The following is a 24163-nucleotide window of genomic DNA, read 5'->3' as shown; positions in this document are numbered from 1 at the left end:
GAATAAAAAGAATTATTATTTCGTAATTGTCAACGAATCAATTTCTATTGTTAAAGTATCCGCATTCAAAGATTCAGTTGCTTTACTGAGCAGCATATGGGTCTGGAATTTGCTGCCTTCCGGATTTAACTGGTAAAGGAAAGCGGTGTACCCTTTTAATCCGTTCTTCGCATTCAGGTATCTGTAATACGGTAAATAAATATTTTTACTAAATAGCCCTGATGAATTTTTAGGATCAATAAAGAAGCTGATCCCTGCGTTTGCAGGAACCTGGTTGATGGCATTGCTATACGCCGTATCATTTATAAATAACCTGTTGCTGGCATAAGCGTTTAAAAAGGATTCTAAAGTACTGGCATTATTTGCAAAAATCAGGTAATTGTCTATAATCACATAATAAGGCCTTTTAAATTTTTTAAATGGTTCACCAAAATAAGCATACAATAGATCAGGTTCTTTAAAAATCTTGATCTGATCGTTGTAATCGCTGCTTAGATCCAGGAGCAGCTGGCCAACCTTGTCGCCATTTGTTAAGTTGATCGCCCCAATTTTTTCAGTTGTACTCAATTGAAAAGTAATCATCTGATCTTTAAAATATTTAGGGAAAATCTGCTCCAGGTCAATCCGGTACTTTTGATTGATGCTATTTATTTCTTCCAGTAATACTTTGTCCTCTTTTCTTAAAGTCAACCATTCATTAAGCGATTTTTTCCATTCCGTATAATTACCTATTGTAAAAATGGTATAGTTAGCCGTATTATTGGGCAGGATATTATTTATACTGATCTTTTGAGATTCCTGTTTTGCAAATAACTGGTAGTAACTGCCAGGATCATTAACTTTTGTATCCCCTGTAAAGAGTATTTTTTCCTTACTGAAATTATAAACCAAATAAGCAAAAGCATTTTGCTTATTGAAAACAGCCAATTCCCCCGTTAAATTTCCGGCAATTGCTGAAGCCAGTAAACCCGGCATATTTGAGAAGTTAACATAAAGCTGTGCCAGTGAATTTTTAGTTAGGGTAGTGTTGGATTTAATGTATTCAACAAATTCATTTTTTGCCGTAAAGTTTGCCTTCAATGCATTTGATACTGCAGCTGATGAGCTGGACAATAATAATAAATTCTCTTTGCTGCCCAAATAGAACACACTGCTGTCTGTCAGCGTTATCTTTGTGAGTTCTTTTTCCCGGCTTATTTTTAGCTGTTGATTACTTAAGTAACTAAAAAGCTTTGAGCGGTCAGCATCTGGATTCAGTTGTGTGCTGTACAGAAAATCTATGCTTTTGTCCTTACCAGGGATGAGGCTGATGAAAATGGGCTGATGTTCTATGGCCTTACTTAAAAGCGGCAGACTAAGAACATGTGTTTTTAGGGAGATCAATTGCGCATACTTTTCTTCACCTGTCATTTGCTGCAAAAGACCCTGGCTCTTTAGCAGTTCCAGGATGCTTTTGTCATTCTCAAACGAGAAAATAAGTGCAGAATTTACAGTCGCAGCATACAGGCTGCTTTCCGAATTCTTTTGGTCTGCATTTAACCTGGAGAAGTACAGATACGCCATGGTTACAATGGCTGCAAATAACGCAATGATGATAAAAAGTATTTTTTTCATTTGTTAGCTACAAATTTAATTTTAATAGTTGGCATTAATAAAAATGCAGTCAAGTTTGTTAATTTTGTTTTTTTAAATCCGGTACACAATGGCTAAACGTATAATAATAACCGCATCTGTATTGGGTGCCCTGGCAGTGATTCTTGGTGCCTTTGGCGCACATGCTTTAAAACGGGTATTGGAAGTAAACGAATTGGAAATATGGGCTAAAGGGGTAGAATATCAGTTCTATCATACGTTTGCATTGCTGTTCCTTTCTCAGGTTAAAACAGAAAATACGAAGCTGATCCATCTTTCTTATCTCTCTTTTTCATTGGGTATCTTACTTTTTTCTGGTTCTTTATACTTATTAGCTACGCGGACTGTATTAAATATTGGCTTTGTAGATTATATTGGCCCGGTTACACCGATTGGAGGCTTATTGTTAATTATGGGCTGGGTGCTGATGCTGGCAGCCGCTTTAAAACATAAATAATGCTGGATTTTAAAGATCCTGAATTCATAGAAAGGGAAACACTCTTTATAGAGGTGATCCTCCCATTATCGCTGTCCATAAACTATTTTTACCGGGTACCATTTGATTTAAATGACCAGGTGGCAGTAGGGAAGCGGGTAGTTGTGCAGTTTGGAAAGAACAAGATCTATACAGCATTGATCAAGCGCATCAGTACGAATGCCCCAGGCATTTATGAAGCAAAATATATCATCGATGTTGTAGATACCTATCCAATCGTTACGGAGGCACAATTGCAGCTTTGGGACTGGATGACTGCTTATTACATGTGTAATGAAGGAGAGGTAATGGCTGCCGCATTGCCAACAGGTCTAAAGCTGGCCAGTGAAACCATCATTGTATTAAAAGAAGATGCGGCATACAATGAAATGCGGTTTACAGATAAAGAACAAATTATCATAGCCGCATTTAAAAATAGGCCGCGCTTAACCATAGATGATGTATCTGCATTATTGGGACAAAAAACAGTTTATCCGATCATCAATTCCCTGCTGGATAAAGGCCTTATTTATATCGCTGAAGAAGTCATTGAAAAGTATAAGCCCTTACTCAAATCATTCCTGTCACTTCAGCCTTTTTATAAAGATGAAGCCAACTTAAAACCACTGTTTACGGTTTTAGAAAGAGCACCAAAGCAAATGGATGCTTTTCTTGCATTTTTGAAACTCTCCAGGCAACAGGAGGTCATCTCTAAACAGCAGCTGCTGGAAGAAAGTAATTGCGGTGCAGCAGCATTAAAAGCACTTATAGATAAGGAAATCTTTAAAGTATATAAAAAACCAGTTAGCAGGTTAAATGAAAACAGCGATGATCTGATCGCAAATTTTGAACTGAGCCCGGCTCAGTTGGCAGCACTAACACAAATTGAAAATGGTTTTGATGTTAAAGATGTCGTATTGCTGCACGGCATTACAGCATCCGGAAAAACACAGATCTATATCAAGCTTATTGAAAGGGCAATTGAAAAAGGTGGACAAGTGTTGTTTTTATTACCTGAAATTGCATTGACCACTCAAATTGTAGAACGGATCCAGCGATACTTCGGAGATGCCATCGGTGTATACCATTCCAAGTTCAATAACAATGAGCGTGTAGAAATCTGGAATAAGGTATTAAATGGAACCTATCGGGTAGTGCTGGGAGCCAGATCAGCAGTCTTTCTGCCCTTTAAAGAACTTAAGCTTATTGTAGTAGATGAAGAGCATGAGTCATCTTATAAACAGCACGATCCGGCACCACGCTACCAGGCCAGGGATACGGCCGTTTACCTGGCACATCTCCATACCGCTAAAATCGTACTCGGATCGGCAACGCCATCTGTAGAGAGCTACTTTAATGCGAAAGCTGGAAAATATGAATTGGTTACGCTAAATGAACGATACGGAGGCGTAGAATTACCGCTTCAGGAAGTGATCAGTATTGCAGAAGAAACAAAAAAGAAAAAGATGGTTTCTTATTTTACATCCAAACTGATTGACGAGATTACACTTACCCTGGAAAATAAAGAACAGGTAATCCTGTTCCAGAACAGGAGGGGATATGCAACCATCTTAATTTGTGCCACCTGCGGCTATGCGCCTAAATGCGTAAATTGTGATGTCAGCCTAACCTATCACAAAACAAGCGGAAAGCTGCACTGCCATTACTGTGGTTACCATCAGAGCAGTATTAATATCTGCCCCGCTTGCGGATCGGTACATATTGAACAAAAAGGCTTTGGAACAGAACGTGTAGAAGAAGAATTGAGTCTTATTTTTCCTGAAGCAAGAATTGCAAGGCTGGATGTGGATAGTACTCGTACTAAGAATGGTTTACAGCAGATCATCTCAGAATTTCAAAATAAAAAGACCGATATACTGATCGGTACCCAAATGGTGGCCAAAGGGCTCGACTTTGATAATGTCACACTTATCGGTGTAATTAATGCAGATACCCTGTTAAACTACCCGGATTTTAGGGCCTTTGAAAGAAGCTATCAGTTGCTTGCACAGGTGGCCGGCAGAGCAGGCCGGAGAGATAAGCAGGGTAAGGTGATCATACAAGCCTATGCGGATGATCATCGCATCATTACACAGGTAATTGATAATAAATACCAGGAAATGTATGCCGAAGAACTTGCAGAACGTAAGCAATTTAATTATCCGCCATTTACCAGGCTCATCTTTATCAATATCAGGCATAAGGACCATGATGTGCTGAATGTGGCATCCCAGCAGTTTGCAACTGCATTAAGAATGCAGCTGGGTAAGCGTGTTTTGGGGCCTGAGCAGCCGTTGGTATCAAGGATCAGGAATTATTACATCAAGCAGGTGATCATTAAGAGTGATAAAGATACTTCTATACAAAAGGTAAAATCTGTATTAAGGGAGATCATCCTGCAATTTCAATCTGAAAAAGAATTTAGGGGTGCAAACATCCAGGTAGATGTAGATCCGTATTGATAAGTATTGCAATTGATCCTGTGTAGATTAGCAGATTTTTCATTTTTTACCACTAAAAAATTAAGCGTATTAAGATTCAAAAAGCTATTTTTGATTGCTATGGCGTACAAGTTTGTTGACAATTATAGAGAACAGGGAGCAAGAAAGAAATTAGTTTCTCATCTTGAATCGAGAGGTATTGAAGATAAAAAAGTACTTAAAGCCATAGGAAAAGTACCCCGTCATTTCTTTTTTGATGAAACGTTCTGGAACCAGGCATATAAGGATATTGCCTTTCCAATTGGCGACGGCCAAACCATTTCACAGCCTTATACGGTTGCCTATCAAAGCGAGCTGCTGCACATTAAAAAAGGAGATAAAGTTTTGGAAATCGGTACCGGATCAGGTTACCAAACTTGTATACTGATGGAACTGGGTGCCAATGTGTATACCATAGAACGACAGGAAAGTATTTACCGCCATACCATCCGCGTTTTGCCAGGCATGGGATACAATGCGCATTTCTTTTTCGGAGATGGCTCCAAGGGTATAGCAGAGCACGCGCCTTATCACAAGATCATCGTAACCGCCGGAGCACCGTTTGTTCCTGAGATCTTGTTAAAACAACTCAGGATCGGAGGCATTTTAGTGATACCGGTAGGTGATGAGCAAACTCAAAAAATGGTCACAGTAATTCGCGTAAGCGATACAGATTATGAGCGGATCGAACTGGATACCTTTAGATTTGTTCCGCTGGTAGGAGATCAGGCCTGGTAAATTTATCCTTAAACCTTTAAGGCCCGGTCCATTTCACGTTTAGACTCTCTGTCCTTAATGCTGTCCCTTTTGTCAAATTCCTTTTTACCCTGAGCAAGTGCAATTTCTATTTTAGCAAAGCCTCTGTCGTTCGTGAAAATTCGCAAAGGAACAATTGTATACCCTTTTTCCTCACTTTTTACTTTGAGTTTTTTAAGTTCTTTCTTTTGAAGAAGTAGGATGCGGTCACGCTTAATGTCGTGATGATGAAAAGAACTGTGGCTGTACTCTGAGATGTGCAGGTTTCTTACATAAAGAACATTACCGATGAACATGCAGAATGCATCAGACATATTTGCTTTACCTTGTCTGATTGCCTTAATCTCTGTTCCCAGCAAGGCCAGACCAGCATCATATTTTTCAATGATGTGGTAATCGAAATAAGCCCTTTTATTTTTTATTTGGATATCGTTCTTCATAAGAATCTGCTAATATCTGAAACAAATGCTGATTAAGTATAGTTTATCTGAATTTTATCTTACAATCAGAACAGGTATGGTTACTTTATGCCGTACGGAATTGACCGTAGTTCCCAATATCAGATCTTTTAACCCTTTATGCCCATGGGCACCCATAACTAACAACTCAAGCTTGTTTTTGTTGCTGATCTCAACTATGGCCGTCACGGTTCCCCCATATCCGATGTGTGCAGTGGATGAATAGCCAAGTTCTTCCAGGTTATTACAATATTTCTCCAGGTTTTTAGCATCGCTCTGCGTCTCATGGTCCATAGCAGAATTGCCATGGTATCTCGCTACAGCAGTTTCTACAACATGAATTAAATAGTAATGTGCGTCTTTTCCACCCTGGATGAGGGCATGCCGGATCGTATTGCGGTCATTTTTAGAGAAATCAACAGTAATTCCGATTCTCAGATAATGGATCTTCTCTATCTCTTCAATATTCAAGGCATTGCCATGAGGTACATTGTCATGATCGGCCCTGCTCTTCTTAATGAATGGGTAGATAAAAATGAATACAAGCAGCAGTCCGATCAGTATGGCCAACGGGACAATAATGGTATAGATATACCAGCCGCCATCAGCCCCCCATGAACTGATCTCCTCAATAACCAATTTAACATTTAATGCAACAATAACCAGTGAACTTAGCCAGGCCAGTACCTTAACCCAGGGCTTGATGGCAAAGCCCATCATGGTTTTTTTATCCGAGGTAAAATGGATCAGCGGGATTACGGCAAAGCCCAGCTGCAAACTCAGCACCACCTGGCTAAGGATCAATAATCCGCCCAGCGCATCATCTCCAAAAAATAACAGGGTAAAAAATGCAGGGATTATAGCAAGTAAACGCGTAATCAATCTTCTTAACCAGGGTTGGATACGCAGCTTTAAATGTCCCTCCATAATGATCTGACCAGCCAGTGTACCCGTAACCGTTGAACTTTGTCCGGCAGCAATCAATGCAATCGCAAATAATGCAGGCGCTACATTTCCAAATATGTTTTGAAGCAATTTATGCGCATCCTGTATTTCAGCAACTTCATGCAGTCCATTTTTAAAAAAGGCGGCAGCAGCAAGAATTAAGATCGCAGCATTTACAAAGAAAGCCAGGTTTAAAGCCACTGCAGTATCAATGAAATTGAATTTTATGGCTTCTTTTATTCCTTTACTGTCCCGCTCAAATTTCCTGGTTTGCACCAGTGATGAATGCAGGTAAAGATTGTGCGGCATTACCGTAGCACCAATAATACCAATAGCGATATATAAAGCATCACCAGATAACATAGAAGGTTCAAACCCTTTAATGATCTCTTTTAGCGAAGGTTCAACAATGAACATTTCTACCAAAAAGGAGAGGCCTACAATAAATACCATAGAAACAATGAAAGCCTCCATTTTACGCATGCCTTTATTGAGCAGGAACAACAATAAAACAGTGTCAAATATCGTAATGCTGATTCCCCAGATCAGCGGAAGACCGAATAACAGGTTTAAACCAATGGCCATACCAATGATCTCTGCCAAATCACAGGCAACGATCGCCGTTTGGGCAAGCGCAAAAAGCGGAATATTAACCCATTTTGGATACGCGTTTCTTGAAGCCTGTGCAAGATCCAGTCCGCGCACAATTCCTAAACGCGCACTGAGTGATTGTAAAAGCAGGGCAATCAGGTTAGACATCAGCAGGATCCAGATCAGCTGGTAGCCAAATTTACTTCCGCCAGCAATATCAGTTGCCCAGTTACCCGGATCCATATAACCTACACTAACCAGGTAAGCAGGACCAATAAATGACAAGATGCGTTTCCATCCGGTACGTTTACTCGTATCTACACTTTGGTGAACTTCGCTTAAGGAATCGGAATGCTTAATATTTTCAGTACGCTTCATTTTATATTTTAATAAGGATATGTTTAGCCACTTCCCGGCTTACGCTAATTTTCTTGTCTTCTAATAAAAGCTCTATTGATCCGTCAAAATCTGTTACCTCGATAATGGATATATGCTTACCTAAGGTAAGGCCAAGCTTTTCAAGGTGTTTTAAAAACGGAGAAGAGTGCTCACTTACACCCATGATCAAACCAGCGTCTGCCGGCTTAAGCTTATTTAATTTTACAACGGCCATGTGATCAAACTTTCCATTTCTATCCGGAATGGGATCGCCATGGGGATCATTTTTAGGGAAAGAGAGAAACTCGTCTAAACGTTCAATAAGTTCAGCAGAATTGATATGCTCAAGCTCTTCTGCAATGTCATGTACCTCATCCCATTTAAAATTTAACTTATCAACCAGGAAAACTTCCCAAAGTCTATGCTTCCGAACAATATTGACCGCAGATAGTTTTCCTTTAGGAGTCAACTTAACACCCTGGTATTTCTTGTAATCAACCAGTTCTTTATCGGCCAGTTTTTTTATCATATCTGTTACAGAAGCAGGTTTTGTCTGCATCTTTTCTGCTATGGCATTGGTCAGAACAGCGTGATCATTGTTCAAAGACAGATGATAGATTATTTTAAGATAGTTCTCTTCAGTAAAACTCTGCATTTTTGTATACCTAATTTTAAATTTAGACAAATCTAAAAAAATAACAAGAAATAAACTCTATATTTTTAGAATACTTTTAGAATTAAATTTGGTTTAGGCCTCTTTTTTGTACTATATTTGGACTATATTAACACACAAATGGCAGCAGAATTAGATAAAACAGATTTTAAGATCCTGAAATTATTGCAGGAGAACGGTAGAATAACCAATTTACTTTTATCTCAGGAAATAGGATTATCACCGGCACCGACCTTAGAGCGGGTTCGTAAATTAGAAATGTCCGGCTTTATAAAAAGTTATCATGCACTGGTTGATGAAGAGAAACTTGGGCTTGGCATAAAAACCTTTATCCAGGTACAATTGGATTTTCATAAAAACAATACCATCCAGATCTTTTTAGATGAGGTAAACCAGATTAAAGAAATCACGGAATGTCACCACGTTACCGGACAGGCAGATTTTCTGGTTAAGGTATATGTGAATGATATCAAAGCCTACGAACGTTTGATCATGGACAAAATAAGTAAGATCTCTGTGGTTAAAACCTTCCAGACCATGATGATCATGTCAACCACCAAAAAAGAGCCTATCGTTCCATTGGAATACTAAACGATCTGCCAGTCAATTGGCTTGATACCTTCCTTATCTAATATTGCATTTGCTTTCGAAAAATGCCTGCATCCCAAAAATCCGTTATAGGCAGAAAATGGAGATGGGTGTGCTGCGGTAAGGACGGTATGTTTACTTTGATCAATTAATGACGATTTATTCTGGGCATATTTGCCCCATAACAGAAATACGATCCCTTTTCGCTGTTCGGATAACTCGGTTATAATTTTATCCGTAAAGATTTCCCATCCTTTACCCTGGTGAGACCCTGCCTCATGCGCCCTTACGGTAAGGGTAGCATTTAATAATAAAACACCTTCATCCGCCCATTTGGTTAAATTACCATGATTTGGGATGACAAACCCTTCAATGTCGGTAGCCAGTTCCTTATAAATGTTCTTTAACGATGGGGGGGTGACTATCCCTTTTTGTACAGAGAAGGACAATCCATGCGCCTGCCCAATACCGTGGTAAGGATCCTGACCCAGGATTACAACCTTAACCTGGTTAAAAGGGGTATGGTTTAACGCATTAAAAATGTCAGATCCTTTTGGATACACCGTAAATCCTTTCTGCTTTTCTTCCAGCAAAAAGGACTTGAGGTTTTTCATGTATTCTTTGTCAAATTCCCCGTTCAGGGCCTTCAGCCAATTTTCTTCTAATGCAACAGACATCGTTATTTTTTTGTTAAAATAGATAGCATATCCTTTTCAAGGGTAGCAGCAGGTGTTTCAATGATCCGTCCTTTTTCTTTACCCGCTTCATAGAAAATGATGGTCGGAACGCGTTCAATGTTTAAGTTGTCCAGTAATCCATTCTCAGCCTTTTTTTGGCCATCTACGCAAATGATCGTAACGTCTTTCCCGGAAATAGCCAGTTCATCCATGACCTTAAAAAAATGAGGCACCTGCAATTTGCTGTCCCCGCACCAGGTACCCAGAACAATGGTGATTTTTTTGTCGACCACTAAAGGTTTCAATTCCTGAATTACCGTAGAATCCGGTTTGTAATTCGGGTATTCAACATCGTATCTTTCCTTCATTTCCGGAAAGCTAACCAGGCCTTCGCGCGTACATATATTTAGCATAACTTTCTTGTTTCGTGTAGGATCTTCAATGGTTTTATTGATTTTCTGTGCACTAACCTGCATCGCAATGAATACCAGGATAACCGTACCTATTGTTCTCATATGATGATTTCTTTTTTTGTTGAAATTATAATTTTAAATCTACTTTTTGGTATTTAAACACGATATTTGCAAAAAAAAATTATAAAAGAATATGTCAAACATAATTCGTCTTATTATAGGTTTTGTCGTGTTGGGAGCTTCAATTGCCCTTATGGTCTTCAGTTTCTGGGGATGGGGTATTTTAGGCGTATTCATCAGCATCTTAATCTTTGTTACCTATTTCTTTAATGAAAACATGTTACTTGCCCAATGGTTTTTGAGAAAAGATAATATGCCTAAAGCTGAGGTCTTTTTAAAGCGCATCACGAATTATGAAAAACAACTGATCCGGGTTCAGCATGGTTACTATCAATTGCTGATCGGACTGATCGAATCCAGACGCGCACCCATGCAATCGGAAAAGTATTTTAAGAAAGCACTGTCATTGGGTATGCATATGGATCATAACATTGCCCTGGCCAAGCTCAGCTTAGCAGGTATAGCAATGTCAAAGCGGAATAAAAGAGAGGCGCAGATGTATCTTACAGAAGCAAAGAAGGCAGATAAGAATAAATTACTTGCCGATCAGATCAAACAGATGAAAGATCAACTCGGAATGATGGACAGGCAACAGCAGGTCAGATATAGATAATCAAAAGCTCAAAGCCACATGAAAATGTGGCTTTTTTTATTTCTCGCTTAAACGGTCAAAGTTTTCATTCGGTTCGTAAGCTGAAGACCTGCTGATGATGTCATCTTCCAGGTAAGCTTTCTTTTTGCTGAAGAACAATTGTTCTGACTGGATCCTGGTAATCAGTTGTCTGATTAGAGTAAGATCAAATGATTCCTTGCTTAATTTAATACAGTATTCGTTTTCAGTTATTTCTAATGAGCTATTCATGTGATTCAATTTTAATATTGTTAAATGGTAACGGGCACTTATCCGGGTTTTCAGATTAAATTCAAAAGCCGAAAAAACACAACGTTTTGTAGGTATAAATATAAAAAGGCCCGCTAACATTTTATGCAGCAGGCCTTTAAGTTATTGTTATTTATCTGTTAAGAAAACCAGGTTTCTACATCCTCTTTTGAAGGCATTGTTAATTCCAGTTTAAGTTTCTTACGCATTCCGCCCAGATCATTAAATACCTTATTTGGATTGGCTGCTTTTAGCTCTTCAATGGTATTGATTCCCATCTTACGGATTACCTGTACCCACTCTGCAGCAACACCTGCATTTACAAAATCTTCATCCGTAGTTACCTTTGCTTTTTTCTCCGGTCTCATCTGAGGGAAGAAAAGAACTTCCTGTATGGTAGATTGATTGGTCATTAGCATCACCAACCGGTCAATACCAAAACCTAATCCAGAAGTTGGCGGCATTCCATATTCCAATGCCCGGATAAAATCATCATCCATCGCCATGGCTTCAGCATCGCCTCTTGCAGCAAGGTGCAGCTGGTCTTCAAAGCGTTCTCTCTGATCAATAGGGTCATTCAGCTCAGAGTAAGCATTGCCGATCTCTTTACCATTTATAAATAACTCGAAACGTTCTACCAGCCCTTCTTTGCTCCGGTGTTTCTTGGCCAGCGGGGTCATCTCTATCGGATAATCCGTAATGTATGTAGGCTGGATCAGGTTTGCTTCTACCTTCTCACTAAATATTTCATCCACAAGTTTTCCACGGCCCATGGTTGCATCGATCTCAATATTCAGGCTTTTACAGGTCTCTTTCAGCTCATCCTCAGATAAGTTGGAAACATCAATACCCGTATACTTCTCAATAGATTCATACATGGTTAATTTCTCGTAAGGACCTTCAAAATTAATTTGATGGTTGCCAACGGGTACAATAGCAGATCCATGAATGGCCACCGCAATTTTTTCCAGGCACTCTTCAACCATACCCATCATCCAGATGTAATCCTTATAGGCTACATAGATTTCCATGGAAGTATATTCCGGGTTGTGCGTACGGTCCATGCCTTCGTTTCTGAACATCTTGCCGAATTCGTAAACGCCGTCAAAGCCAGCAACGATCAGCCTCTTCAAATACAGCTCATTGGCTATACGAAGGTATAACGGCATGTCTAAGGTATTGTGATGCGTAGCAAAAGGACGTGCAGCAGCGCCGCCATGAATCGGCTGCAGGATCGGGGTTTCAACTTCCATCCAGCCCTGATCATCAAAATAACTTCTCATCGTGTTGATCACTTTTGATCGGTTCATGAAGATCTGCTTAAAATCAGGGTTAACGGTTAAATCAACGTAACGCTGTCTGTAACGCAATTCAGGATCAGTAAAACCATCGTATATATTTCCTTCTTCATCGCGTTTTACAACAGGTAAAGGTTTTAAGGATTTAGAAAGCAGCTTGAACTCTGTAACGTGTATGGAGATCTCACCGGTTTGTGTGGTGAACACATATCCCTTGATCCCGATGAAATCACCAAGATCAAGCAATTTTTTAAATACCGTATTGTAAAGTGTCTTGTCCTCATCCGGACAAATGTCATCCCGCTTCAGGTAAACTTGTATTCTGCCTGTAGAATCCTGCAGTTCCATAAAAGAGGCGCTGCCCATAATCCGGCGGGTCATGATCCTTCCGGCAATGCTGATGTTCTTGTAAGCTGTTTTATCCCGCTCGTAATTGGCCGAAATATCTGCCGCATTGGCATTGATCTCAAATTCTTCAGCAGGGTATGGGTTTATACCCAATTCACGCAGTTGGTTTAGTGAATTGCGACGTAATACTTCTTGTTCTGATAGTCCTGTACTCATATATCTATAATATCCGGCATAGCCGTATAATGCTGTTTATTTTTTTGTTCCGCAAAAATAGGTATTTACCGCATTTTTGTCCGTATTAAATTGGAATAATAACCATTAATTAGAAGCAGGTTCAAATGCGCTAATCTGCTTCAACAGATTCCATATACATTTCATTGATGGATTCTGCATATTTACGTTCAATAACCTTTCTCTTAGCCTTTAAGGTTGGCGTAATTTCGCCCTCTTCCATACTAAACGGATTGCGTTTTATTTTGAAGTTCTTGATGCGCTCAAACTTGGCCAGTTCAGCAGAATACTTTTTAATGTCTTTTCCAATCCAGTCAATGATCTCCTTTTCGGAGATGAACAGTTCAGGATTCAGGAAAAAGGATTCCGGTAAGTTGAACGCCTCCTGCATACTCTCCCTGTTCGGAATCACAATAGCAGTCAGGTATTCTCTCTTATCACCAATTAAGAACAAGGACTCTATTTTAAGGCTTTTTAAGTAAATATTCTCTACAGGTGTAGGATACACATTTTTGCCATAGGCATTTACGATCATATTCTTCAGACGATCTGTAATTTGAAGGTTTCCCTTGTAAAAGCGGCCAATATCACCGGTATGGAACCAGTTGTCTTTATCAATGGCCTCAGCAGTCTCAGCAGGTTTGTTAAAATAACCCTGCATCACACAATGTCCGCGGACAATGATCTCACCTTCTGCACATTCAAAATCCTCATCAAACGATTCATGGGTTTGGATGTTGATCATTTCTTTTGTCTCAATATCCTGTATACCAATCTCAATGCCTGGTATAACCCGTCCAACCGTACCATACACCTGCCTGTGGTATTCAGTTACCGACATAACCGGTGAGGTTTCTGTTAAACCAAAACCTTCCAAAATCTTGATACCCAGGTTACCGAAAAACTCACCAACATTTTTGGGAAGGGCGGCACCACCTGAGATCATGAACTTTAACCGGCCACCGGTCTTTTCCTTGATCTTGCTAAAGACAAGTTTTTCGGCCAACGCTTTTTTAACAGATAACAATAACCCCGGACTGTTACCGGCTTCTTTTTTTCTTCTGTAATCCTGACCGGTCTCCAGGGCCCACAAAAATATTTTGGCTTTCATGCCGCCATCTGCTGTACCGCTTTTTATCGCTTTGTCGTGGATCCTTTCCAATAAACGCGGTACACAGCTCATTACCGTTGGTTTAATTTCAGCCATATTCTTAGCCAGAAGTTCTAAACTTTGTGCATACGCGATCTTACATCCTTGTGCACAACATACGTGGTAGGTAGCGGTCCGCTCAAAAACATGAGATAAGGGTAAAAAAGATAGAAATGTTTCAGTCTCATCAATAACCGGGATCTGTTGCAGGCATACTTTTACATTTTCAACAAAATTACTGTGAGAGAGCATCACACCTTTTGGGGTGCCGGTAGTTCCGGAAGTATAGATAAGGGATGAGGTATCTGAAGGACGTAATGATTCACGGATCCGTATGATTTCCGCGATGCGCTGTTCAGTAAGTTCTTTTTTGGTATCCAGGATCTCATCGAAACTGATGATGTCAATTTGAAGTCCTTCAGGAATACTGACCTTTTCATAACCAGCAAAAGCCGGAATGATCATCTGAAGATTTCTGCAGTTGGCAGCAATCTTCAGTACTTTTTTAAACAGAAAAGTATTTCCAATCAATATCGCGCGAATCCCGGAATCGTTTATGATATATTCTACTTCATGCTCAGACAGGGTAGGGTAGATGGATACATTGATTGCACCAATCTGTTGAATTCCCTGATCGTAATACACATATTCCGGAGAGTTTTCGATCATAAGACCCATTCTGTCGCCCTTTACAATCCCACGGTTTAAAAAAAACGCAGAAACTGCATCCGCATGTTCCAGGGTTTCTCCGAAAGAGATCTCTTCCCAGTCGGAATCTTTTTTATGTATTAAAAAGGTTTCTTCAGGTTTATGAATAGTCTTGACCACATTCCGAAGCAAGCTTGGAATGGTAGAAAACTCGTTAAATAATACCATATTAAATTTTGGTTAGCTTGTTATAACAATGATAAACTTTTTTCTATGCCTTATATATAACTAAAAAAGGGCACAAAAGTGCCCTTTACAAATATAGTATACTATTTCTATTAAACAGAAAAACTCTCGCCGCAACCGCAGGAACGGCTTGCATTTGGGTTATGGAAATTAAAACCTTTCCCATTTAAACCATCAGAAAAATCTAATTCAGTGCCTGCCAGGTATAAAAATGACTTCATATCTAAAGCTATTTTAATTCCTCTGTCTTCAAAAAATTGATCTCCTACTTTTTCTTCGTTATCGAAGTCCAGGTTATAAGAAAGACCAGAACATCCGCCGCCTTTAACTGAAACGCGCAAAAAATAGTCGCTGCCCATTTGCGAATCCTGCATCAGGTGGTCAATTTTGCTTTTTGCTTTATCTGTTATTGTGATCATGTTGTAATCGTATTAATGCTTATAAGGTACTCAAAATGCATACCAAACCAAATTCAATTCAAACCGTATTCCGGTAAGCTGATTTTAGTGATGCGATTTTGCCAGTTCAATTGGCTCTAAACCGTTTTTAACGCGGTAATCATTGATTGCTGATTTAATAGCGTCTTCTGCCAATACAGAACAGTGGATCTTAACAGGAGGTAAAGCCAGCTCCTCAACAATATCCATATTGTCGATCGTCATTGCTTCATCTACTGTTTTACCTTTTAACCATTCCGTAGCCAAAGAAGAAGATGCAATCGCAGAACCACAGCCAAACGTTTTAAATTTAGCGTCTACAATTACATTGTTTTCATCAACTTCAATTTGTAAACGCATCACGTCACCGCACTCAGGTGCACCAACTAAACCCGTTCCAACTGATTTACTGTCTTTATTTAATGTACCAACGTTTCTTGGGTTGGTATAGTGTTCCATTACTTTTTCTGAATATGCCATTTTATTTTCCTCCTGATCTCTTAGAAAGAGATGTTAAATATATTTATAAATTGACAAAGCTTAGTGCTCTGCCCATTCAATTTTACTTAGATCAATACCTTCTTTAAACATTTCCCATAGTGGAGAAAGGTCTCTCAGGTGGTTAACTGCTTTCTTTGTATTCTCAATTGCATAATCAATCTCTTCTTCCGTTGTAAAACGGCCCAATCCAAAACGGATGGAAGAGTGTGCAAGGTCATCAGACAATCCAAGGCTCTTTAACACATAAGAAGGTTCAAGCGAAGCCGATGTACATGCAGAACCAGATGATACTGCAAGGTCTTTCATCGCCATCATTAAGCCTTCACCTTCTACATATTTAAAGGAGATATTGGCAACGTGCGGTAAGCGGTGTTCCACATTACCGTTCACATAACTTTCTTCCATTTGAGAAAGTGAGCTTTCTAATTTATCTCTAAGTCCGGATAAGCGTTTTGCTTCTTCGTCCATCTCTAAACGGCACAGTTCACATGCTTTACCTAGACCCACAATACCAGGAACGTTTAAGGTACCAGAACGCATACCGCGCTCATGTCCACCACCATCCATCTGTGCGGTTACTTTAACTCTTGGGTTCTTGCGTCTCACGTACAATGCACCAACACCTTTCGGGCCGTACATTTTATGTGCAGAAAATGCCATCAGGTCAATTCCATCTGCATTTACATCAACAGGGATCTTACCCACTGCTTGTGTAGCGTCTGTCATGAACAAGGCACCAAATTTATGTGCTATTGCAGATATTTCTTTTACAGGCTGAACTACACCAATCTCATTGTTACCATACATGATGGTTACCAGGATGGTTTGTTCTGTCATTGCAGCTTCTAATTCCTGAAGATCAACCAGGCCGTCTTCCTTTACTTTAAGATAAGTAACCTTTGCACCGAGTTTTTCAAGGTGTTTACAGGTATCTAAAACCGCTTTATGCTCAGTAGTCACTGTAATGATATGATTACCTTTATCCTGATACATTTCAAATACACCTTTAATACCCAGGTTGTCAGCTTCTGTAGCACCTGAAGTAAAGATGATCTCTTTTTCAGTACAGCCAATTAATTTGGCCACTTGCTCACGTGAATAATCCACAGCTTCTTCAGCCACCCATCCAAAAGCGTGGTTACGGCTGGCTGCATTACCGAATTTATTGGTAAAATATGGTAGCATAGCTTCTAATACTCTAGGATCTAGAGGAGTAGTTGCATTATTATCTAAGTAAATAGGAAGTTCCATTGTTATATTATTTCTTATTAATACACAAAGATACGAAAAAACTATCCCAATGATTATAATTAATAGCTATGAAGGTATAGATAAAACTCGCATTTTTACATTCCTGTAACGGTTTAAGATCACATGAAGAAAATAGAGCACATTGGTATTGCAGTTAAGAACCTGGATGAATCCTGTAATCTTTATGAAAGGTTGCTGGGTGTGGAATGTTATAAGAAGGAATTTGTAGCTTCAGAAAGCGTAAATACGGCATTCTTTAGAACTGGCGAAAATAAAATTGAGCTTTTATCGGCAACGGATGAAAATAGTCCAATCGCTAAATTTTTAGACCGGAAAGGTGAGGGTATCCATCATATTGCGTTTGATGTAGCAGATATTCGTGTAGAAATGAAACGGCTGAGAGATGAGGGTTTTGTGCTGTTAAATGATGAGCCAAAATTGGGTGCAGATCATAAACTGGTTTGCTTTGTACACCCAAAGGGGACAAACGGTGTACTGGTTGAACTTTGTCAGGAGATAAAATAAATGCGTTTTATGATGCTACAGCACTATATTAAGGTATCTTTACAACGGAGTTTTCCACAAGGTTAAAAAATGTTTGGTTACTCCTTGTTTCTAAAAAATAAAATTCTGATATTTGCAACCTTAAAAATAAGCGACAAATAAGTATATAATAATATGAAAAAAGATCTGCATCCATCAAACTATAGATTTGTAGTATTTAAAGATATGTCAAATGAGTACTCTTTTTTAACAAAATCTTGTGTAGATACTAAAGAAACTGTTCAATGGGAAGACGGTAATGAATATCCTCTATATAAATTAGAGATCTCACACACCTCTCACCCTTTCTATACTGGTAAAATGAAATTGGTTGATACTGCCGGACGTATTGATAAATTCAAAACGCGTTACGCTAAGAAGTAATTATACCAAAATAAAAAATTATTTTAAAGTCCCGTTGCTGATGCTTCGGGACTTTTTCTATTTTTGCTGCTTATGATAATCAATTTATTTGATGATAGTGCCTGGCTTTCATTACGTCCGTTGTCTTTTACCAGACCGGTTGCAGATCTCCGTATAGGGATATTAACGATAGCCCAGAAGTGGGAAAAGTACCTTTCTGCCCAGGCTGGTTTTTTAACAACAGCTTATCTAAGCACAAAATATCCTGCAGATAAAAACGCAGAGCTTTATATTAATGGCTCTATATGCCCCGATGAAAGGCTATTGGAAGCCATTTCAAATTTAAATTCCGGAGAATCTTTAAAAAAAGATGATCTGCTTATCGCTTATAAAGTAAATTCAGGCAGTATCCATTCTCCTGAAATGACTTTTCAGCTTGATTCAATACAGTTTACATCCGATTTTATCCGCATCCGGGAGCCTGAAGATATTTTTAAATTTAATCATATTGAATTGGTTAAGGATTTTGAATTGCTTACAAAAGGACGTACTTCAGGACAGTTAAGTTCAACCAATACATTTCTTGGAGATCAGGTATTTGCCGAGCCCGGTGCTGCAGCAGAATGTTCTACCTTTAATTCCTTAAACGGACCGATCTATCTTGGCAAAAATTCAGAGGTATGGGAAGGGTGTAACATTCGCGGGTCTTTTGCGCTCTGTAATGATTCTCAGGTTAAAATGGGCGCAAAGATCTACGGACAAACCACAATCGGTCCATTCAGCAGGGTTGGTGGAGAAATCAACAACGCGGTGATCTGGGGATATTCTTCTAAAGGGCATGAGGGCTATCTGGGCAATTCTGTAATGGGACAGTGGTGTAACATTGGTGCCGATAGCAACAACTCAAACCTGAAGAATAATTATGCTGAGGTAAAGCTATGGGACTATGAGACGGAAATTTTCCGCAAAACGGGTCTTCAGTTTTGCGGCCTGATCATGGCCGATCATGCAAAATGCGGCATAAATACCATGTTTAATACCGGGACAGTTGCCGGCGTAAGTGCCAATGTATTTGGTGGCGGTTTCCCAAGAAATTTTATACCTGACTTTGCCTGGGGGGGTGCACAGGGTTTTGAAGTTTACAAACTGCAAAAGATGTTTGAAACCACAGAAAAGGTTTATGAACGCAGAAATATAGCATTTAATCAAATTGAAAAAGATATTTTAATCCAGGTTTTTGAAGATACTAAGAAATACAGACAGTTTAAATAACCAGCTGTCCATGTAAAACTAAAGCCACAAATATATATTATGAGAAAAAAAATAGTTGCCGGAAATTGGAAAATGAATTTAGATTATGCAGAAGGTATATCTCTATTTTCTGAAATTGTTAACATGGTTAGAGACGAGAAAAAAGGCGATCAGATCGCAATCATCTGCGCTCCATACCTTCACTTAAACAGTTTGACAAAATTAGGTGGTAATGTGGTAAGCATTGGTGCCCAAAATTGTCACCAAAAAGAAAGCGGTGCTTTTACAGGCGAAATTTCAGCAAAGATGATTAAATCTGTTGGCTGTGAATATGTGATCGTCGGACACTCAGAAAGACGTGAATATTTTGCAGAAAGTGACGAATTGCTTGCTCAAAAAACAATCATCGCTTTGCAAAATGGATTAACTCCTATTTTCTGTATCGGGGAGACACTTGATGAAAGAAATAACGGAAGCTATTTTGAAGTCTTAAAATCACAATTGCTGAATGGTGTTTTTGGATTAAGCGCAGAAGATTTTTCTAAAATTGTTATCGCTTATGAACCAGTTTGGGCAATAGGCACAGGCTTAACGGCTTCTTCAGAACAGGCTCAGGAAGTCCATGCATTCATCCGTAAGGAAATCGCTGCACAGTATAATGATGAAACTGCAGAAAATACAAGTATTCTATATGGAGGAAGCTGTAATCCAAAAAATGCAGCAGAACTATTTGCCCAAAAAGATATCGATGGCGGCCTTATTGGTGGCGCATCATTAAAATCAAGGGATTTTGCAGACATCGTTAAAACCTTTAACGCTTAATGCAGTATATCCAGGTTACTTTTATTTTCAACAGGATCGAGGAATATCAGCAGGACCTGCTCATTGCTGAACTCGCAGATATTGGATATTCAACCTTTGAAGATACTGAAAATGGTTTTGCTGCTTTTGTAGATTTTGACAGTTATCATGAGGTCAAACTGGGTAATTTAATGACCCGGTTTGATGGAGAGATCGAATATACTTTTACCGTAACAGAAATTGCTGCTGAGAATTGGAACGAAGAATGGGAGAAAAACTTTGAACCTTTGATCATCAGTGAGGAATGCTATGTGAGGGCTACCTTCCACCAGCCACAGCCTCAGTATACCTATGAGATCGTCATTGATCCAAAAATGGCATTCGGTACCGGTCACCATCAAACGACCACCATGATGATGCAGTATATCCTGTCAGAAGATATACAGGATCAGGTTGTATTGGATATGGGCTGCGGTACAGGGATCTTAGCCATTTTAGCAGCGAAAAGGGGCGCCAGGAAATTGGTTGCTATTGATCATGATGAGGTTTGCTACCAGAGTACATTAGAAAATTCAGCTTTAAATGAAATCGGTATTATAGAAGCTGCCTGCGGCGGCAAAGAGGTAATTCCGGCAACTGATTTTGACCTGATCCTCGCCAATATTAACCGTAATATCTTATTGGATCAGATCCCTGTTTATGCCAGTGTATTAAAGCCTGGCGGAACCATTCTTTTTAGCGGTTTCTATGAATCGCCGGATCTTGAAATGATCACTGAAGCCTGCAAGCCATTTGGAATTAATTACTCAGATCATAAAAAGATAGGGGATTGGGTTGCGGCCCGTTTTAATAAAGTAATTTAAGATACGATATGCGGATACATTTCATTGCTATAGGCGGTAGTGCCATGCACAACCTTGCTATAGCTTTACATAAAAAAGGCTATCAGGTTACCGGCTCTGATGATGCCATATTTGAACCGTCTAAAAGCCGGCTGGCAAAGCATGGCATTTTACCTGCTGAAATGGGATGGAATGAAAATCGGATCACAGAAGGTCTGGATGCTGTAATTTTAGGGATGCATGCGCTCACCGATAATCCGGAGTTACTAAAGGCGCAGCAATTAAATGTAAAGATCTATTCCTATCCGGAATACATTTACGAGCAGACAAAAGACAAATTAAGGGTCGTGATTGGTGGAAGTCATGGTAAGACAACCATCACTTCCATGATCCTGCATGTGCTGAATTATTATCACAAGGACTTTGATTACCTGGTGGGCGCACAGCTTACAGGATTTGATACCATGGTAAAGGTAACGGATTCTGCGCCAATGATCATTATTGAAGGTGACGAATACCTGGCTTCACCGATAGACCGGAGACCAAAATTCCATTTGTATAAGGCAAATGTTGCGGTCATCAGTGGTATTGCCTGGGATCATATCAATGTGTTTCCTACTTACGCAGATTATACCCGGCAATTTGAGCTGTTTATAGACACCATTCAGTCTGACGGTACATTGATCTATTGCGAAGCAGATCATGACTTAAATGATATAGTAACGCGCTCAGCTGCAAAATTAATTAAGGTTCCGTATCAGATTCCTGATCATATGGTTAAAAAGGGAATTACTTACTTGTTGCCGGATGAAACGCCATTGCAGGTTTTTGGAGATCATAACCTGATGAACCTGAATGCTGCAAAATTAGTTTGTAAGGAATTGGGGATTACAGCTGGTGATTTTAATAAAGCCATTTCTTCTTTCAGTGGGGCAGCAAAAAGGCTGGAGCTTTTAGAGCGTAAAAATGAGACCAATGTTTATAAGGATTTTGCGCACTCACCCTCCAAGCTAAAGGCAACAATTGAGGCAGTAAAAGCGCAGTTCCCAGAAAGAAAATTAGTAGCGTGTATAGAGTTACATACATTTAGCAGTTTGAATAAAGATTTCCTTGGAGAATATGCCAATACTATGACACAAGCAGATTTGGCAATTGTATACCTCGATAAAAAGACATTTGAAAGCAAGAAAATGCCAACTTTTAGTAACATTGATGTTCAAACAGCATTTAATAATGATAAAATAAAGATTTTTGATAATTTTGCGTTATTAGAAAGTTACCTGTTAAACGTAAATTTCTATCGTACCAATTTATTATTAATGAGTTCGGGAAACTTTGGGGGGTTGGATCTTATTAAATTGGCACGTGAGTTGAATACAATATCACTAGAAGAATAAATAAAATAACACACCTAAATTTTAATTATGAATATTATCGGTAAAAACATTAGACAGCTGCGCCAAAAAAACGGATGGAGTCAGGGAGAAGTAGCGAAACGTCTAAATATTTCCATTCCTGCATTTTCAAAAATAGAAACCGGTATCACTGATATAAATATATCCAGACTTGCCCAAATTGCGAATCTTTTTGAGGTTTCTACCATGGATATCATATCAAAAGAAGGTGAAAATCCTCAGTCTCTGAATTTTGAAGAAATCTCTAATTTAAAAGAGAAACTTTCTCAAAGGGAAGAAGAAGTGATTAAACTTCAGAAGAAAGTAATTGACCTTTATGAAGAAATTCGGGAAAAATAATCCGCTTAGTTAAAAATTTTACGCATAGTCAGGTGCCGCTTACCAAAGGTGGCACCTGTTGCTTGATGGATGGAAAGCATTTTATCATTAAAATCACCAACCCATGACAATTCAAGTTCATCATATTGGTTCATAGGCAGCACATATTCCTTTAGCTTTATGAACAATGCCGATTCAAGGCCATGCTTTTGATAAGCTTTCTTGGTGCCCATTACTATTGCCCGCATTCTATTTACCCCAACCCAGCGTTTGTAAACGAATTTAAGTTTTTCTATTAAACCTAGTTTACCATTGAAACCTTTGATCATTTGATTCGCATCGGGAATGATCACCACAAAAGATGCAGGTTCTCCATTCAGATACGCAAACCAAATCAGCTTTTCATCCATGATGGTTTCCATTTTCTTAAAGCTTTCTTCCAGTGTTTCTTTTTTAATGGGAACAAAATTTTCAAAATCAAGCCAGGCATCGTTGTAGATCTCCATGAGATCACTAACATATTTTTCTGCATTCTTTTTTGAGAAATGCTCAAAGGTATAACCGGGTTTATTCGCAACCCAATTCGCAATTTTTGTAAAACGTTCCGGGAAAGGCTTTCTTACGGCCAAATGATTGGTAATTTGTTCGTATACCTTTTCAAAGCCATATGCTTTAAAAAAATCATGATAATATGCCGGATTATAATTCATGCCATAGGAGGGTGGTGTAAAACCTTCTACAAGAAGTCCCCAGAAAGAATCATTCTCCCCAAAATTAATAGGGCCGTCCATCGCCTGCATTCCATTTTCTACCAACCAGCTTTTAGCAGTATCAAACAGTTTAAAAGCAGCATCGGAATCGTTAATACATTCAAAAAAGCCAATTCCTCCGGTAGGCTGTTCGTATTGATGTGCCTTCTTATCATTGATGAATGCAGCTATTCTTCCTGTCAAATTTCCAGCATCATCTTTTAAGATCCAGCGAAAGCACTTTCCATGATTGAAAAATGGGTTCTTAAGCGGATCAAAGATTTGTTCAATGTCCTGGTCCAGCGGGCAGATCCAATTCTTGTCATCTTTATATATATATCGGGCAACATCCAGGAAATCTTTATTGGCTTGTTTATCAGATACAGGTAATACGATCATTTTTAGGGTACGGCTTTAAATAAAAAGCATCCCGGAGGGATGCTTATAAACATATATTTTATCAATTAATAATCTTCATCGTCGTCATCCGACCCAAAATTATCAAATGTATCGAGATCATCTAATGGAACATCAAAGTCATCATCGTCATCATCATCGAATTTGTTGCTACTAGTTTCTTCATTTGAATCTTCCATATCGGTTTCTGGATCATCAACTAGCGGACTTTTCTTAATTGGTTTCTTTGGAGTTTTCATTGTCAAAAATCTAATTCCCTGTGGCTTTAATTTGTCAGTTTAAATT

The 24163-nt window shown here is 39.0% G+C and carries 26 protein-coding genes; 12 read left to right on the top strand and 14 right to left on the bottom strand.

The features are described from left to right. Positions 1–15 precede the first annotated feature (15 nt). On the bottom strand, positions 16–1614 hold the full coding sequence (locus tag ATK78_RS22050; protein ID WP_133578311.1) for a hypothetical protein: 1599 nt from the start codon (positions 1612–1614) through the stop codon (positions 16–18). A gap of 88 nt (positions 1615–1702) precedes the next feature. Here ATK78_RS22050 and ATK78_RS22045 point away from each other — a divergent pair, with 88 nt between their 5' ends. The 3 genes from ATK78_RS22045 to ATK78_RS22035 all read left to right on the top strand — a co-directional run bounded on the left by ATK78_RS22045 (position 1703) and on the right by ATK78_RS22035 (position 5325). Then, positions 1703–2089: a DUF423 domain-containing protein gene (locus ATK78_RS22045; protein ID WP_133578310.1), complete on the top strand. Its 387-nt coding sequence runs from the start codon at positions 1703–1705 to the stop codon at positions 2087–2089. Next, complete coding sequence (gene priA, locus ATK78_RS22040; protein ID WP_133578309.1) at positions 2089–4569, top strand: replication restart helicase PriA; 2481 nt, start codon at positions 2089–2091, stop codon at positions 4567–4569. The genes ATK78_RS22045 and priA overlap by 1 nt, the downstream gene beginning before the upstream one ends. A 99-nt stretch (positions 4570–4668) precedes the next feature. Beyond that, complete coding sequence (locus tag ATK78_RS22035) at positions 4669–5325, top strand: protein-L-isoaspartate(D-aspartate) O-methyltransferase (RefSeq protein ID WP_133578308.1); 657 nt, start codon at positions 4669–4671, stop codon at positions 5323–5325. An 8-nt stretch (positions 5326–5333) separates the two neighbouring features. Here the strand turns inward: ATK78_RS22035 and smpB are convergent, their stop codons facing one another. From smpB to ATK78_RS22020, 3 genes are read right to left on the bottom strand one after another with little or no spacing between them, the layout of a single operon-like run. After that, a complete protein-coding gene (gene smpB, locus ATK78_RS22030) occupies positions 5334–5783 on the bottom strand; it encodes an SsrA-binding protein SmpB (protein WP_208112422.1) in 450 nt (149 codons plus the stop codon). Positions 5784–5837: 54 nt separating this feature from the next. Continuing rightward, on the bottom strand, positions 5838–7715 hold the full coding sequence (locus ATK78_RS22025) for an Nramp family divalent metal transporter (protein ID WP_133578306.1): 1878 nt from the start codon (positions 7713–7715) through the stop codon (positions 5838–5840). Position 7716: 1 nt separating this feature from the next. Then, the gene (locus tag ATK78_RS22020) at positions 7717–8370 is read right to left on the bottom strand and encodes a metal-dependent transcriptional regulator (RefSeq protein ID WP_133578305.1); all 654 of its coding nucleotides are present in this window, start codon (positions 8368–8370) and stop codon (positions 7717–7719) included. A 138-nt stretch (positions 8371–8508) separates the two neighbouring features. Between ATK78_RS22020 and ATK78_RS22015 the strand changes: the two genes are divergently transcribed. Next, a complete protein-coding gene (locus ATK78_RS22015) occupies positions 8509–8979 on the top strand; it encodes an Lrp/AsnC family transcriptional regulator (protein WP_133578304.1) in 471 nt (156 codons plus the stop codon). On the opposite strand, the gene ung is transcribed toward ATK78_RS22015, so the two are convergent. Both ung and ATK78_RS22005 read right to left on the bottom strand, forming a co-directional pair. Continuing rightward, entirely contained in the window at positions 8976–9653 is a 678-nt protein-coding gene (gene ung / locus ATK78_RS22010; protein WP_133578303.1) for a uracil-DNA glycosylase, read from the bottom strand. The two genes, ATK78_RS22015 and ung, sit on opposite strands and share 4 nt — an antisense overlap. A gap of 2 nt (positions 9654–9655) precedes the next feature. Next, positions 9656–10168 carry a thioredoxin family protein gene (locus ATK78_RS22005; RefSeq protein ID WP_133578302.1) on the bottom strand — a complete coding sequence of 171 codons (513 nt, stop codon included), beginning with the start codon at positions 10166–10168 and terminating at the stop codon, positions 9656–9658. Between the two features lie 91 nt (positions 10169–10259). Here ATK78_RS22005 and ATK78_RS22000 point away from each other — a divergent pair, with 91 nt between their 5' ends. Further along, entirely contained in the window at positions 10260–10799 is a 540-nt protein-coding gene (locus ATK78_RS22000; protein WP_133578301.1) for a DUF2892 domain-containing protein, read from the top strand. Positions 10800–10835: 36 nt separating this feature from the next. Here the strand turns inward: ATK78_RS22000 and ATK78_RS21995 are convergent, their stop codons facing one another. From ATK78_RS21995 to ATK78_RS21970, 6 genes are all read right to left on the bottom strand, one after another. Then, complete coding sequence (locus ATK78_RS21995; protein WP_133578300.1) at positions 10836–11048, bottom strand: hypothetical protein; 213 nt, start codon at positions 11046–11048, stop codon at positions 10836–10838. 158 nt (positions 11049–11206) lie between these two features. Further along, complete coding sequence (gene lysS / locus ATK78_RS21990) at positions 11207–12928, bottom strand: lysine--tRNA ligase (protein WP_133578299.1); 1722 nt, start codon at positions 12926–12928, stop codon at positions 11207–11209. Positions 12929–13058: 130 nt separating this feature from the next. Then, complete coding sequence (locus tag ATK78_RS21985) at positions 13059–14972, bottom strand: AMP-dependent synthetase/ligase (RefSeq protein WP_133578298.1); 1914 nt, start codon at positions 14970–14972, stop codon at positions 13059–13061. Between the two features lie 110 nt (positions 14973–15082). After that, positions 15083–15409, bottom strand: coding sequence for a HesB/IscA family protein (locus tag ATK78_RS21980; RefSeq protein ID WP_133578297.1), 327 nt, complete (start codon positions 15407–15409; stop codon positions 15083–15085). An 84-nt stretch (positions 15410–15493) separates the two neighbouring features. Beyond that, positions 15494–15907, bottom strand: coding sequence for a Fe-S cluster assembly scaffold IscU (iscU, locus tag ATK78_RS21975; protein ID WP_133578296.1), 414 nt, complete (start codon positions 15905–15907; stop codon positions 15494–15496). 60 nt (positions 15908–15967) lie between these two features. Further along, positions 15968–17179 (bottom strand): IscS subfamily cysteine desulfurase, encoded by a 1212-nt coding sequence (locus ATK78_RS21970; RefSeq protein ID WP_133578295.1) that lies wholly within the window; start codon positions 17177–17179, stop codon positions 15968–15970. A gap of 123 nt (positions 17180–17302) precedes the next feature. Between ATK78_RS21970 and mce the strand changes: the two genes are divergently transcribed. The 7 genes from mce (at position 17303) to ATK78_RS21935 (ending at position 22733) form a co-directional block, all read left to right on the top strand. Beyond that, on the top strand, positions 17303–17704 hold the full coding sequence (gene mce / locus ATK78_RS21965; RefSeq protein WP_133578294.1) for a methylmalonyl-CoA epimerase: 402 nt from the start codon (positions 17303–17305) through the stop codon (positions 17702–17704). A gap of 153 nt (positions 17705–17857) precedes the next feature. Further along, positions 17858–18106: a type B 50S ribosomal protein L31 gene (locus tag ATK78_RS21960; RefSeq protein WP_048906621.1), complete on the top strand. Its 249-nt coding sequence runs from the start codon at positions 17858–17860 to the stop codon at positions 18104–18106. A 72-nt stretch (positions 18107–18178) separates the two neighbouring features. Next, positions 18179–19357: a putative sugar nucleotidyl transferase gene (locus tag ATK78_RS21955; protein ID WP_133578293.1), complete on the top strand. Its 1179-nt coding sequence runs from the start codon at positions 18179–18181 to the stop codon at positions 19355–19357. A gap of 39 nt (positions 19358–19396) precedes the next feature. Further along, positions 19397–20158, top strand: a complete 762-nt coding sequence (gene tpiA, locus ATK78_RS21950) for a triose-phosphate isomerase (protein WP_133578292.1) — start codon at positions 19397–19399, stop codon at positions 20156–20158. Further along, positions 20158–21000, top strand: a complete 843-nt coding sequence (gene prmA, locus ATK78_RS21945) for a 50S ribosomal protein L11 methyltransferase (RefSeq protein ID WP_133578291.1) — start codon at positions 20158–20160, stop codon at positions 20998–21000. Before tpiA ends, prmA begins: the two co-directional genes overlap by 1 nt. 8 nt (positions 21001–21008) lie before the next feature. Further along, positions 21009–22376, top strand: a complete 1368-nt coding sequence (locus ATK78_RS21940) for a UDP-N-acetylmuramate--L-alanine ligase (protein ID WP_133578290.1) — start codon at positions 21009–21011, stop codon at positions 22374–22376. Between the two features lie 27 nt (positions 22377–22403). Further along, a complete protein-coding gene (locus ATK78_RS21935; RefSeq protein ID WP_133578289.1) occupies positions 22404–22733 on the top strand; it encodes a helix-turn-helix domain-containing protein in 330 nt (109 codons plus the stop codon). 5 nt (positions 22734–22738) lie between these two features. Here ATK78_RS21935 and ATK78_RS21930 read toward each other — a convergent pair whose 3' ends face one another. Then, positions 22739–23860 carry a GNAT family N-acetyltransferase gene (locus ATK78_RS21930; protein WP_133578288.1) on the bottom strand — a complete coding sequence of 374 codons (1122 nt, stop codon included), beginning with the start codon at positions 23858–23860 and terminating at the stop codon, positions 22739–22741. Positions 23861–23925: 65 nt separating this feature from the next. Next, positions 23926–24117 carry a hypothetical protein gene (locus ATK78_RS21925; protein ID WP_133578287.1) on the bottom strand — a complete coding sequence of 64 codons (192 nt, stop codon included), beginning with the start codon at positions 24115–24117 and terminating at the stop codon, positions 23926–23928. Positions 24118–24163 lie beyond the last annotated feature (46 nt).

It is taken from the genome of Pedobacter metabolipauper (assembly GCF_004362715.1).
Lineage (GTDB): Bacteria > Bacteroidota > Bacteroidia > Sphingobacteriales > Sphingobacteriaceae > Pedobacter > Pedobacter metabolipauper.
This window is presented reverse-complemented; position numbering and strand designations above follow the sequence as displayed.